Raw genomic sequence first — 14,371 nt, forward strand, 5'->3', positions numbered from 1 at the left:
GGGCTTTGTTTTACACTTATAACTCTCTTAAAAAGCGAATAAATTTCTTTAAGCCTTGCGGTTGTTGTTTTCTACGTTTAATTACAAAATCAATTTTGACCGTTTCAGGTATTTCTTCATAATGAATTGTTTCTGCCCTTGTCCGGCTATACGCAACATTAGCAGGTATGATCGTAATTCCAAGTCCAGCATGAGCAGCTTGCATAATAGACTCAAGTGAATCAAATTCCAGTATCGTTTTTTGATCAAAACTATTCATATGACAATAATCTAATAATGTCTTTCTATAGATACAATTTGAATCACTGTTCACAAGTAAAGTTTGATTTTCGAGCAGAGTATCTTTTGGTGAAATGAGAATCATATTTTCAAAATAACTGTACACAGTATCCAGTTGTGATTCATTATATGCACCATTTAAAAAAATTCCATCAAGTTCTCCATACAAAAGCATTTCTTGTAACTTTGCGTTATTAGTAGTTTTTATTTTCACATCCATATTTTTATAGCATGCCAAAAAAAAGGAGAATAGCTGAGGAACTTTCACCGCAGAAATGGTTTGAGATGCTCCAAGTGTTAAAGATTCTCTCCACTTTTTGGGATTTATTTTTGATTTCGCTTCATTCATTAAAAACATAATTTGATTTGTATAATCTAATAAAACTTTTCCTTGTTCAGTTAATGTGACACCCCTGTTATTACGCTTAAATATTTTAACGCCTAATTCATCTTCTAAATTTTTAATGCGCTGGCTTATATTCGGTTGTACATATCCTAATTTCTCAGCAGCTCTAGATATTGATTGTAGTTCTGCAACATGTTTAAAAATCCATAAGTCATGGCTTTCCAAGAATAGATCCCTCCACTAGGTATCATTTAAAATGATATCGGCTTCATTATTCAGTATTATACTCCTCAAATGAACGAAGATAAAATGAAATGGAATCAGATACAGTGGGGAGATTTTAAAATGGACATAAAAGATAAAGTAGTTATTATAACAGGTGGCTGTACGGGTATCGGAAGGGCTACTGCTTTGAAGTTAGTTAGTGTAGGAGCAAAAGTTGTGATTAATTATAGTTGTTCAGAAACAGAAGCGTTAGAAACAGTTGATGAAATTCAGCAGCAAGGAGGTACGGCAATCGCTGTTAAAGCTAATGTAGCACAAAAAGAAGAAGTAGAGGCGATGGTATCTCAAACTGTTAACTTTTTTGGAACAGTAGATTGTTTGGTGAACAATGCGAGTATAACAGCCCAAATACCAATGGATGACTTAGAGTCTGTAACTGATGAAGTTTGGAATTCGCTTTTTAGCGTAAACGTGAAAGGAATGTTTCATTGTATAAAAGCTGTTGTTCCTTATATGAAGGAGAAAAAATTGGGCGCCATTGTGAATATGGGGAGTGTTGCAGGGATAACTGGATTAGGATCATCTATACCGTATGCAGCAACAAAATCAGCAATTCATACAATGACAAAGTCGCTCGCTATTGCATTGGCACCTGACATCAGAGTAAATAGTATTTCTCCTGGTGCAGTTCATACGAGATGGTGGTTAGGTAATGAGGATAAGATGTACCAACTTGCGGGGAACTTACCACTTCAAAGAATTTCAACACCAGATGATATTGCGGAGGCGATTCTTTTTCAATTGACTCAGGAATCTATTACAGGACAGATATTTACAATTGATAATGGACAGACACTTTAATATTGTGAAGCCTTGTGCAGTAAGATTATCAACTTAATAGAAAGTTGTATTCATTTTATATAATTAGAAGAGGACATAGTATCCTCTTTTTTGCATGATATATAGGCTGTTATATATGGGGTAGCACCACATCGCTATCAAGCTAATGTTGATTTGAAATAAAGTCGCGATGTTTTGAAAAAAGTTGTGAAGCTTTACCCTTTTGGATATTTTTGTCTGAAGGGGTGTTTTTTATGACTAAAAGAAAAAGAACATCTGAATAAAAGGTGGATTAAGGAATTATTGAGTGACATAGAGTTGTTCCGTTATAGGACGCGATTGTGGAATAAAACAGGCAGAAAATGAACAAACTATTTTATAAAACCGAAACATAACCTGCTGGATAAGAATCCATTTTGATCAATCTTTTTTCAAAATGGTTTATTTTTGTTTGTTGCACAATACAAGTACAATTAATATTTTTAATTAAACTTTATTCCAAACCAACATATGAAAATGATCTAGAAGGAAATAGGCAGTGTTTTTACATAAGTAAAGCACTGCTTTTTTTTAGCTATGAAAGCATGATTCATGCAGAGATTATTGATATGTATTGTTTAGTCTTGTAATAATTTGACAATTAAGATATTTTCAAAAATAAAGTAAATAATATTGTTATATATGAAAAGAATCATTATAATACTACTTATTGATAAGATAGTTGTTTTTATGGAGTAGAATGTGATAGAAGGGGCCATCCATTAAAGAAATTATCTGAATTTTTTTAGTATGAAAAACTTTGGAGATATTCTGAAATAGTGTGGGAGGAGAAAATCAAAAGCACAACCCTAGGATAGAAATTGGTTTTAATAAAAGTCCTCTATTATTCAACGGAATCTATGTGGAATAGATTTAATTTTATTGTAGGGTTATGAGAAATGAATAGCTCCATAGTAGCAATGTTGCAATTTTATCTTAAACTAAAGGGGGAATATCTATGAACAGTATACTGAAAAAGTGGGGTCAAGTGAGTCTGGTAAAACAAATTATTGTAGGTTTKATTATTGGTATTATTCTATCTTTGACAATTCCAGAAGTAGCAAAACCTGTTGTAATTTTGGGCACTTTATTTGTAGGGGCTTTGAAAGCAGTTGCGCCTGTGCTGGTACTTTTCTTGGTTATGTCGGCCATAGCACAACACAAGAGTGGTCAACAAACGAATATGAAGTCCATTATCTTCCTATACCTTTTAGGAACATTTTTAGCTGGATTAATCGCCGTTGTTGTAAGTTTTATTTTTCCTGTAACCTTAACACTTGCAAAGGGTGCTGAAGGTGTGACTGCTCCTGGCGGTATTGTAGAAGTTCTCAAATCTTTACTGCTGAACATTGTTGATAACCCAGTTAAAGCAATTTATAATGCGAACTATATCGGTATTTTAGCTTGGGCGACACTCCTTGGTTTGGCTTTACGAAATGCTTCTGATACGACAAAAACGATGATTTCAAATTTTTCAGATGCTGTATCCAAAATGGTTACATGGGCTATTAAGTTTGCGCCATTAGGAATCATGGGTCTAGTAGTGGATTCTATTACTACAAATGGAATTGAATCATTACTAAGCTATGGAAAATTACTTGCTGTTTTGATTGGTTGTATGTTCTTTGTAGCACTGATTGTCAATCCAATCATTGTGTTCGCATTTATACGTCAAAATCCCTACCCGCTTGTTTTTAAGTGCTTAAAGGAAAGTGGTATTACAGCATTCTTTACACGTAGCTCAGCTGCGAATATTCCTGTAAATATGAGATTATGTGAAAATCTAGGTTTGAATAAGGATAGTTATTCAGTATCCATCCCATTAGGTGCAACGATCAATATGGGTGGTGCCGCTGTTACTATTTCTGTTTTGACACTTGCAGCGGTTCATACACTTGGTATTCAAGTGGACTTTCCTACAGCAATTATCCTCAGCGTATTGTCAGCTATATGCGCTTGTGGTGCCTCAGGGGTTGCCGGTGGATCTTTATTACTGATTCCTCTAGCATGTAGTTTATTTGGAATCTCATCTGATGTTGCTATGCAGGTAGTTGGAGTAGGCTTTATTATAGGTGTTTTACAAGACTCTTTTGAAACGGCACTTAACTCATCCACAGACGTACTTTTCACAGCAACAGCTGAATTTAAAGAGTGGCGTAAAGAAGGGAAAAAAATAAATATTCGCAAAGCATCATAAAGAAGAAATCTAGTTCTGGTGCAAATGTGATTTTTTAGAAGAATAGAACATCAATAACATGTTTAGCTATGGATCGGTAATATGCAATACAACTAAATATATAATTCAACATAAAAGACAGTGGGCAACGAGCTCCTGTCTCTTTATGTTGAAAATTCGAGTCGTAGTTAAAGAAACCTTTACTCACAGTTACAAAAGGGTGCAGTGGTACTGTCACCGACTGGTGTAATTGAAAAACAGGGGTCCCAATTGCCTACAGGGGTTGATATTTACGAGAGCCATTATATTTGTCGTTATATAAAAAAAGGTTAGAAAAAGAGAACATTAAAAGGAATGGAATACTGTAAGAAAATAGTAGAGAATCAGAATGGAAATCTCATACCAAAGGATGAAATTAATTTTTTGTAAAATTTGTCGAAATTTGATTCTTTATAGAGAACATTTTGTTATGATAGTACATGCTGAGAGAATATAAAATTAAGGGAGGAAGATGGATTTGAAGAAATTAATGAGTATCTTTTTATCACTGATGCTACTAATCTCATTCACAAGTATCACAGCAAAAGCAGAAGAGAAGGGTGTATTATCAGTAAATGAAGCAATTCAATTGTTTCAGCAGCAAGGAAGCAGTAAAGGGATAGTGGAAGGGTATATTGTTGGATATACAGAAAGCTCTTCTAAGTATACGAAGGATCCAGCAAAGTTTGGAGATACGAATGTTGCGATTGCAGATTCTCCAAATGAGACAAATCCAGAGAAGATTATGCCTGTCCAGTTGCCAAAAGGTGACGTAAGAACAGCTGTGAATGTAAAGGATCATCCTGAAAATGTCGGGAAGAAGGTTCAATTAACAGGGACACTTGAATTATATTTTAATAGTCCTGGTTTAAAATCAGTAACAGCATATAAATTTCAAGGTGAAACAGAAAATCGTGTTAGCGATGTTACTGCATCACCAAATGGTGGAGAAATTGCAAAGGGAACGGCAGTTACATTAACAACTAGTACAGAGGGAGCGACGATTTATTATACATTAGATGGCTCAATCCCAACAGATAAAAGCATTCGTTATAATGAACCGATTGTTTTAAATGAAAACAGTGTTCTAAAAGCAATTGGAGTAAAAGAAGGTCTTTCATCTTCAGCCGTTGCTACTTTTTCTTTTACAGTTGTAACAAGTGAGCAAGTTCGTATTCATGATATTCAAGGGAAATCCCATGTCTCTCCTTATGACGGGAAGAAAGTGCGAAATGTAGAAGGCGTGGTAACTGCGTTAGATAAGTATGGCTTTTATATAGAAGATCCGCAGCCTGATAATGATCCTGCGACTTCAGAAGGTATTTATGTTTATAAGAAAGATGCAAATATAGCAACCGGAGATCTTGTGCAAGTTGATGGAGAAGTTGAAGAGTTCATTGGACCTGGATATGCTGAGAAATTTGAAACAGATTTGGCGATTACGGAAATTAAAGCAAGTCGAGTTGCTGTGAAAGCAAATAATCAACAATTGCCTCCTGCGGTTGTGTTAGGTGAAAAAGGCGTAAAGATTCCAGATCAAATCATTGATAATGATGCATTTGGTGTATTCGATCCAAATGAAGATGCAATTGATTTTTATGAAAGTTTAGAAGGCATGCGTGTTACAATGCCGACTCCTCAAATTGTTGGACCGCAGAAAAATGGGAATTTATATGTAACAGTTGCAAATGGTGGAGATAAAGTAACTACGAAATATGGAACGCCGTTATTAGGCGAGAACCAATTCAATCCAGAGCGTCTATCTTTAAAAGTACCTCGTGATTATGTAGCGAAAGCAGGAGACAAGTTTACTGGGGATATAACAGGTGTAGTCGGGTATGACTATGGTGCGTATCGAATTTCACCAGTAACAGAATTACCATCAGTAACAGATGGTGGATTTAAACAAGTAGGGGCAAATATTCAACCTCGCCTTGGAAAATTAACAGTAGCAACATATAACATTGAAAACTTTTCAGCGAATGCAAAAGAAACATCTAATGAAAAGGTAAAAGCGATGGCATATTCTATTAAATATAATTTAAAGATGCCAGACATTATTGGTGTACAAGAAATGCAAGATAATAATGGATCAATCAATGATGGAACAACGGATGCTTCTTTAAGTGCAAAGCGTATTATTGATGCGGTACAAGAGATTCATGGACCAAAATATGAATATGTAGAAGTTGCGCCGCAAAATAACCAAGATGGCGGGGCACCTGGAGCGAATATTCGCGTTGGCTTTTTCTATAATGCATCACGTGTGAAGTTAGCAGATAAGCCAAAGTTGTTAGAAACAAATCCAATGCGCATAGGACAAGACAATCCGTTATTTGATAATACTCGTAAACCGTTAGCTGCTGAGTTTACATTCCAAGGACAAAATATTGTCGTTGTTTCAAATCACTTAAATTCAAAACTTGGTGATGCAACGCCGTTCGGGAAAATTCAACCACTTGTATTAAAGAGTGAAGAGAAACGAATTCAGCTCGCGCAAGAAGCAAACAATTTTGTAAAAGGAATTCAAAAACGAGATGTGAATGCACCAGTTGTTATAGTTGGTGATATGAATGACTTCGAATTCTCGAAACCACTGCAAGCATTAAAAGCAGAAAACATGCAAGATATGTTAGAAACGGTTTCGAAAGAAAATCGTTACACATATATTCATGAAGGAAATGCACAAGTGTTAGATCATATTTTAGTGACAAATAACATTGCACCTCATACAGTTGTAGATCCTGTACATTTAAATTCAAATATTATGAAGGAACAAGGTCGTGTAAGTGATCATGATCCGGTACTGGCTCAAATTGATTTGAAAAAAGCTTCATAAGTATAAATATCCCTCAGCATAATTGCTGAGGGATATTTTACATTACATACTAACTGATTTTTGAATGGATTTTTTACATCGCATTCTTTTTTGAAGTCTCCGCATATATTTCTTCCGATCTTTCTGTACACCTTTCATATACATAAATAAACTAATTCCAAAAAATAAGGTGCATTGCATGATTAAAATGTAAGGCGACATTCCTTGGAGCGGCTGTTTTGGGTCGTATAAATGAATAGGTGCTCCTCCAATTGTAGGGAATATAATATTTAAAATCACATATGGAAGAGAGGTAACAGCAAACGGAAATAAAATGGCCATATAATCTTTTTGTGACCATATAGATGCAGCTAAACCTAAAACTGCCATAAGACCAGCAAACAAAAAATTAATCCCAATATATAGGGAAATATAAGTAATTGGAGAAGAGAAATACAATGATGCAAACATACCGTTGTCTTTTATAACACCTAAGGCGGGTGTAGGAATGCCATCTTGGATTATCAGCTTACAAAAAAGCAATGAAAATACGAATGGGAGAATATAAAGAAGCCCCCCGATTAGGAAGGTAACGATATATTTCGTACATACATAGGAAAAAAAGGGAACTTCTTTACTTACAAATGATTTAAATTTATCAGCTTTATCAGAGTTATAGCTTGTACTAAAAGGGAGTGCTGCTAGTACAGGCATTAAAAGCAAATACACATCCATTTCATCATCACGAAAGCCAATCCATTTATAAGCCGTTGCTAAAAGCTCGTCAGGTACCCCTCCTAAATATTTTAAAATATAGAAATAATGATAAATTGAAACAAGAATCAGCCAACTAAACAAGAGAGTGAGAGAAATCTTATTTAAAAAGGCTTGTTTTATATGTAAGCTAAGTGCACGCATCATGATTGAAAGAGCCCCCACTATTTTTAATAAATATATCTATGTTTTATATTACCATTAACTGTAAAGGTTTTCTTGTTTTTTCAATTGATAATTTAAAAAAGAGGGAAAATTCATAAAAGATATTGTTTTCGTTGCTTAATTTTTTATTTACTATAGTAGTAATTTCTAAAATATGGTTATACAATTTATCCCGCATTAACGGGCAGTAAGACCCCCACCTCAAGATACAGAGAGAAACGAGGAAGATAGGTGGGGGATCAACTGCCCGTAAAAGCCCGATTTGTTCAACTAACCATAAGTGGGGATGAAGAATCCCCCCACTTATGGAAGTTTCACTTTATCAATCACAGGTTTTTGAGAAGAACAAGGACCCACTTCGTTACATGCTTCCTTGGGAAGACGGTATAGAAAAATATGAATTAGAAGGAAACCAAGTAGTCTTTATTACGCCTCCTTCTTATAGTCCGCCTAGTAAATTAAAAGGCATAAAAGTACTTATCCCTGCAAAAGGCAAGAATAGTGCCTATCAAATTGTAATAGTTAATGATATTTTTACTAGAGGTAAAGCTGAATACGAAGAAACAATGGATGATGATTTAAATAAGGCAGAAATGGAGAAAATCCTGCTTTCTATGTTGAAATAAGAACACTTTTTTGATACGAATAGATATTAGAGGAAGAGCCCGATTGTAAAGAAAATCAAGGTATTGTTCCAATTTCAAGTGAATAAAATTGCTTAATATTTGCTAATGTATGTTACTACGTTTCTTTACCTTTTCATTTTCTCCCTTTTTTTGATACACTATGACAGTAGTATCTTAAATAAAAGTCGATGTATAGATTTAAATGTTTTATACTTGGAAATAAATAAAAAGAGAACTTGTAAACAATGGAAAACCGTGATAATATCAAAAATGTACTAATTGACTAGATTGTCCGATTGGTCATTTTTGGAGGTGAAGATGTGGCAGTCGATCGAAAACGTTCTATTATTGAAGCTGCAACAAAATCTTTCTCAGCATTTGGTTATAAGGCGACAACAATGGATCAAGTCGCAAAATTAGCGAATGTAGGGAAAGGAACAATTTATACTTTTTTCAAAAATAAAGAAGAATTATTTGGCGAAATTATTTCTAATTTAATTACTGAAATGAAGCAAGTTTCAAAAGAAGCAATTCGTCCAGATGTTTCATTTTTTGAAAATGTACATAGAGCATTATATAGCATCTTAGAATTTAGAAAAGAACATCAGCTCATGATTAAACTGATTCAAGAAGAGCGAGATATGGGAACAAAAGAAGTACAAGATGTTATGCAACAAGTAGATGTTGAAATTGTATCTGTTATTCAATCTTATTTAGAAATTGCGATTGAAAAAGGTGAAATTAGTAAGTGTGATCCAGAAATTACGGCGTTTATCATGCTTCGACTATATGTATCACTTATTTTCGATTGGGAAAAGAATCATGAACCATTAGAAAAGGAAAGAATTGCAGAATTATTTGAACTTTATTTGTTAAAGGGATTGTCAAACTAAGATAATCCTTTTACTATAGTTAAAAATGACTAAATGAACAAATTGGTCATAAGTTTAAAAAGGAGGATGTAAAGAAAAAATCAGATTACGTATGTAAGGTTGTTAAAAGATAATTTTTGAATACGTTCACGTTGACCAAATGAATTTAATAGTCATTCAAAATAAAAAGGTGCATAGAGTATAGAGATAAGGTGAAATGTTAATCTTCATCCTCTGCTAATTATTAGCGCTCACTAATCGGGTTTTTATGGAAAGTTGATATCTTCTTTGTTTTGGAGGTCTTACTGTCTGCAAATAGCGGAATAAAAGTTAGGGTTAGGTAATATATATAACAGAATATAACCTTTTTATTTACTTAAAAATGACCAACTGAACATTTCGGTCATTAATTGAAGGAGGAGAAATAATGAGAGGATTCAAGTTGCTTGGTAAGGAATTTACGGAAATTATAAAAAGCAAAAAAATCTTAATACCTATTATTGCTGTTTTATTTGTACCACTCTTATATGCGGGCATGTTTTTATGGGCGTTTTGGGATCCGTATGAACAATTAGATGATTTGCCGGTTGCAGTAGTCAATCTTGATAAAGGTGCAGTATTTGATGGGAAACCAATTGAAGTTGGTAAAGGATTAGTCGACGAATTAAAAGACAATAAAAGTTTTAAATGGGAGTTTGTCAGTGAAAAAACAGCAAAAGAGGGAATGGAAAATCGAAAATATTATATGTTAGTTCGGATTCCAGAAAATTTCTCAGACAATGCGACAACGCTGTTAAAAGAAAATCCAAGACCATTAAACTTAGAATATATTCCAAATGAAAGCTTGAACTTCTTATCTTCACAAATCGGCGGAACAGCTATTGAAAAAATTAAAGGTGAAGTTTCTAATACGCTAACAAAAACGTATGCAGAGAAAATGTTTGATTCTATAAAAGATGTTTCCAAAGGGTTTACTGATGGATCGGATGGAGCGAATAAGTTACATAATGGTGCTGGAGAATTACACGATGGTTCTAGCAAAGTCACAGATGGTTTGCATACGCTGCAAGGGAAGTCTGGTGAGATGAAGGATGGAGTTAGCCAGTTATTAGATGGATCTGGTCAAGTAACAAACGGTTTAAATACGTTAATCAGTAAGTCAGGTGAAATGAAAAATGGTATTGGAGAATTGTCAAATGGTTCTTCGGAAATATATCGAAACTTACAATTGCTAGCTAGTAAGTCGTTAGTATTTAATAATGGTTTACAAAAAGCTTCTGATGGAGCTGCTAAGTTGCAAACAGGAGCGGATAAATTAGAAGCAGGTCTTGGTCAGCTTCAAGATGGTCACGGAAAGTTAGCGGCAGGCGTACAAGATATTCAAAAAGGTGCGAATGATTTAAAAGGTGGTTTACAGGAATCATTAGCTGGTGTAACCGATATGCAAAATAAATTACCAGAGCTAACATATGGATCTGAACAAATTAGTAAGAGAGCCAATGAACTGGCACAAGGTGTATCACAGTGGAAAGCAAACGCAGATAGTCTATATACTAAGGCTAGTCAGACTGCAGATGGTGCCAAACAAGTGGATGATGGTTTAGCAGTATTGAATGAAAAAATTAAAAGTTTACCTGAAGAATCTAGAAAACAATTAGAACCTGTTATGGAGGAGCTAATAGCGGGGAGTAAAAAAGTTGTAGGTGGCACAGGCGGAATTGCAGAAGGTACAAAAAGACTTGCAGGTCAAGAGGGTGCGGGGAAAATTCAAGTAGGTGCGCAAAAACTTGCTGATGGTGCAAATGACCTTCAAAATGGTCAAGCTTTACTGAAAAATGGTGTTGATAAGCTAAAAGGTGGTCAACAACAGCTTGCTGAAGGAGCAAACAAATTGGCAAATGGATTGTCATATCCAAAAACTGGGTTTGTTGCTAACTTCCAAACATTGGGTGAAAAATTAGGAGAAGCGAAGAATGGTGCTAGTGAATTAGCAGGAGGAAGTAAGCAATTAAATAGTGGTATAAGCGAGTTAGCGGGTGGTAGTTCACAATTAGTTGATGGTGTTAATCAATTAACAGAAGGAGCTGGTAAATTAAACGGTGGTTTAGGTAAATTATCTGCCGGTTCAGGCCAGTTAATCGATGGTGTTAATCAATTAGCAAATGGCTCCGGAAAAGTAACAAACGGCTTAAATACATTATCAGACGGTTCTGGTAAATTAATAGACGGCATCAATCAACTAGCAAACGGCTCCGGAAAAGTAACAGATGGCTTAGTAAAAGTAAACGACGGAACTGGTGAATTAGCTACAAAACTCGGCGAAGGCGCAGAGAAAACAAATGAAGTAAAAGGAACGGATAAAACATATGATATGTTTGCAGATCCGGTGAAAGTACAAACTGAGAAAATGTCAGAGGTTCCAAACTACGGAACAGGATTTACACCATATTTCTTATCTCTAGGTTTATTTGTTGGGGCACTTTTATTATCGATTGTGTATCCATTACGTGATACAGTTGGTGTTCCAAAATCAGGATTTAGCTGGTTTATTAGTAAATTTGGTGTTCTATTATCAGTGGGTATTATTCAGGCTTTAGTAGCGGATTTAGTGCTATTGCTAGGGTTAGGTGTGGAAGTACAGAGTGTTCCATATTTCATTCTGTTTAGTATTCTTACAAGCTTAGCATTTATTGCGTTAATTCAATGTTTAGTAACAGCTTTTGGAGATGCAGGACGTTTTATTGCGATTTTAACATTAATTATGCAGTTAACAACAAGCGCAGGTACATTCCCACTTGAGTTAATCCCGAAATTTTTACAACACTTTAACGCTTGGTTACCAATGACATATTCTGTATCAGGATTTAAGGCAGTTGTATCAAGTGGAGACTTCGGGTTTATGTGGCAAAACGCAGGTATATTAACGATCTTTATTGTTCTGTTGTCACTTGGAACAATTGGTTCGTTAACTTGGATGCATAAGCGACAATTTCGGAATTTAGTAGAAGAGAAATCAATAGAAGCCTAGGGGAGTGATCCTCTAGGTTTTTTATTAAACAGTATCATGAAGATTTTTGTACAATTAGAAGAGAATTCATCATTCATGGATTTATGGATCGGAATAAAAATATGTATCATGTAAATGCCAAGGAAGCGTGGAATAAGTGGGGGGATTTATAGATTATAGAAAAACATACTAATCCTAGTATGTTTCTTTGGTTTACCAAGTTTCACATAATGTACAAAAAATAACCATTTACACTATGGTAATATTAATAATGTAATCATATTAATTTAGAGCGTAATGGAGATGATACAATATGACGACATATTTTATAGTTATGTTAATTATTCTCGGTGGTCTTAAAATAATAGTGACGTGCCTTCCAAGCTCTGTTGTGAAGTCGCTTTCCAGCAAATTTGAATTGCATCCAAAACTTAGTGATGCGGCTGTCACTGTAACCATCGACGGAAAGCAAATGGAAGGTGAAGATAAAGCTCAAATCATTGATCAATTTAACCAAGCGATATTTCTAGAGAAATATTATTTTCCTCCACAGACCAGTGGGACTCCAGTAGTTATTAATACGAAGAGAGGAAAAACCGATGTTCGTTTTTCTGTGTACAGTTACGACGATCACGTTGATGTAATCAAACAATACAAGAAAAAAGTAGTCGGGTATAGTCTGCGTTCCAAAGGCCTTCAAAACCGTTCTATGTTAGTAACTAAGGACTTAGCCTAAAAGGATTGGTACTGTCTGTTAATGCGGGATAAATCGGGTTAAATTAATTTGAAAACAATCTTTAACTAAGTGTACTAGTTTACTTCTGTTCCAGATGAAAAAGAGGATTCCTAAAATATAGGGAATCCTTTTTCTTATTTAACAGCACTCCAACAGAAGTCCCCTTCTTCAAACAACTCGTAAGAGTGTTAAGGAGGGGTCATTCACATTAATGAGCAACTATATCTCTAGTAATAAAGTATCACTTATTTTAGAATAATATGCTGCTCCAGCCTTTCCTTCTGATGAAGGTGGTGAGAGAAATGCATATAAATCAATTGAAACCACTCTACAGCATTTAAGTACCCAAGTCCTGGATGTTCCACTTTATAATTGGCTAGAATTGAAGGGAGTTGCGGCTCAATCTCTTTCATTTTCTCAATGATCTGTAACAATGCTTGTTTAATTTCCTCTTTATCTGTAGGATTTTCAGGCGTGTATCCAGGGCGATTAGGTACCTTTATTTGTATCGGAGGAAAAGCACCCTCCTTATATACTTTTTCACCCATTTCTGTTTTTTTACCATCTATAGTTGCAGAATCAGTTGTACATTTTGCGATGGCGTCTAATTGCATATTTGAAGCTGCAAGTAAATGATTATACATTTGTCCAAGAGACCATTCGTCTTCGGACGGTTTTCTTCTCAACTGTTCAAGGGAGTATTTTTCCAATTCTTCAATGTAATACATTGCTAAACTTTCGAATTTCTCTAAAATGACATTTGGATTCATCGTATTAACTCCTTTTCTTGTATAAGATTTCGTTCTTAAGGATTACTATAAATGAATGATGTTGACACCATTATGTCAGTAGTGAAAGAAAAAATTACATTTGTAGCATTTTCTTTGCTTCTTCTCGAATTTTCTCCGAAAGAATAGTCGGTTCTAACACTTTTACTTGGCTTCCCCAGCTCAATATCCAAGAAAATACTTCATCTATATTTCTTGATTTCAAAAATACATGAAAGCCATCATCTTTTTGTTCATAGGAATCTATAAAAAAGTAGCGAGACTCAATAATTTTGTGTGCAATATGGGATGGAAATAATAAATGAATGATAATGGTTCGATTATTTTCAGGTTGATAGTCTGGTAAATAAAAGTTCTCCGGTTTAGTAAAGAACGTTTGCTCTTGCTGTAAGTTGTCCATACGATCCAAACGGAAATGACGTATTTGTTGCCGAAGTAGACAATGGGCAACAATGTACCAAATCCCTGAAATATTGACTAAACCATAAGGATTTACCGTACGTTTATTTTGTTCACTTTGATTCGGTTTACGATAAGAAAAAGAAACACATTGTTGTTCCTGAATAGCTTCTTGTAATAGAAGAAGTTGTTTCTCTAGTTGTTCTTGAGCAAATGTTTGATGAGAGAAAGTACCGGAGAGG

General features: G+C 34.8%; 11 protein-coding genes and 1 pseudogene. 8 read left to right on the top strand and 4 right to left on the bottom strand.

Going from position 1 to position 14,371, the window contains the following annotated elements; translation table 11 throughout:
- Positions 1–16 precede the first annotated feature (16 nt).
- Entirely contained in the window at positions 17–850 is an 834-nt protein-coding gene (locus tag AC1DIT_RS22980; RefSeq protein WP_016113696.1) for a LysR family transcriptional regulator, read from the bottom strand.
- A gap of 120 nt (positions 851–970) precedes the next feature.
- On the opposite strand from AC1DIT_RS22980, the gene AC1DIT_RS22985 reads away from it, so the two are divergent.
- The 3 genes from AC1DIT_RS22985 (at position 971) to AC1DIT_RS22995 (ending at position 6,783) form a co-directional block, all read left to right on the top strand.
- Positions 971–1,711, top strand: a complete 741-nt coding sequence (locus AC1DIT_RS22985; protein ID WP_016113697.1) for an SDR family NAD(P)-dependent oxidoreductase — start codon at positions 971–973, stop codon at positions 1,709–1,711.
- A 976-nt stretch (positions 1,712–2,687) separates the two neighbouring features.
- A complete protein-coding gene (gene sstT / locus AC1DIT_RS22990; RefSeq protein ID WP_476998427.1) occupies positions 2,688–3,926 on the top strand; it encodes a serine/threonine transporter SstT in 1,239 nt (412 codons plus the stop codon).
- Positions 3,927–4,416: 490 nt separating this feature from the next.
- Entirely contained in the window at positions 4,417–6,783 is a 2,367-nt protein-coding gene (locus AC1DIT_RS22995) for a DUF6359 domain-containing protein (protein WP_033671013.1), read from the top strand.
- 42 nt (positions 6,784–6,825) lie between these two features.
- On the opposite strand, the gene AC1DIT_RS23000 is transcribed toward AC1DIT_RS22995, so the two are convergent.
- A complete protein-coding gene (locus tag AC1DIT_RS23000) occupies positions 6,826–7,683 on the bottom strand; it encodes a hypothetical protein (protein WP_016132571.1) in 858 nt (285 codons plus the stop codon).
- A 323-nt stretch (positions 7,684–8,006) separates the two neighbouring features.
- Between AC1DIT_RS23000 and AC1DIT_RS23005 the strand changes: the two genes are divergently transcribed.
- The 5 genes and pseudogenes from AC1DIT_RS23005 to AC1DIT_RS23025 all read left to right on the top strand — a co-directional run bounded on the left by AC1DIT_RS23005 (position 8,007) and on the right by AC1DIT_RS23025 (position 12,942).
- Entirely contained in the window at positions 8,007–8,327 is a 321-nt protein-coding gene (locus AC1DIT_RS23005; protein WP_229161481.1) for a hypothetical protein, read from the top strand.
- Positions 8,328–8,647: 320 nt separating this feature from the next.
- Positions 8,648–9,220: a TetR/AcrR family transcriptional regulator gene (locus AC1DIT_RS23010; RefSeq protein ID WP_016113702.1), complete on the top strand. Its 573-nt coding sequence runs from the start codon at positions 8,648–8,650 to the stop codon at positions 9,218–9,220.
- A 406-nt stretch (positions 9,221–9,626) separates the two neighbouring features.
- On the top strand, positions 9,627–12,227 hold the full coding sequence (locus AC1DIT_RS23015; protein ID WP_016132573.1) for a YhgE/Pip domain-containing protein: 2,601 nt from the start codon (positions 9,627–9,629) through the stop codon (positions 12,225–12,227).
- Between the two features lie 20 nt (positions 12,228–12,247).
- Positions 12,248–12,379, top strand: a pseudogene (locus AC1DIT_RS23020) (DUF2087 domain-containing protein); the annotation flags it as partial.
- Between the two features lie 140 nt (positions 12,380–12,519).
- Positions 12,520–12,942: a YfmQ family protein gene (locus tag AC1DIT_RS23025; protein ID WP_016131227.1), complete on the top strand. Its 423-nt coding sequence runs from the start codon at positions 12,520–12,522 to the stop codon at positions 12,940–12,942.
- 245 nt (positions 12,943–13,187) lie between these two features.
- Here AC1DIT_RS23025 and AC1DIT_RS23030 read toward each other — a convergent pair whose 3' ends face one another.
- Together AC1DIT_RS23030 and AC1DIT_RS23035 are read right to left on the bottom strand one after the other, a co-directional pair.
- Positions 13,188–13,712, bottom strand: coding sequence for a DinB family protein (locus AC1DIT_RS23030; RefSeq protein WP_016132574.1), 525 nt, complete (start codon positions 13,710–13,712; stop codon positions 13,188–13,190).
- 94 nt (positions 13,713–13,806) lie between these two features.
- On the bottom strand, positions 13,807–14,371 hold a 565-nt coding region (locus AC1DIT_RS23035), incomplete at its 5' end, for a WYL domain-containing protein (RefSeq protein WP_476998428.1).

This window comes from Bacillus sp. 05T22, from assembly GCF_056396765.1.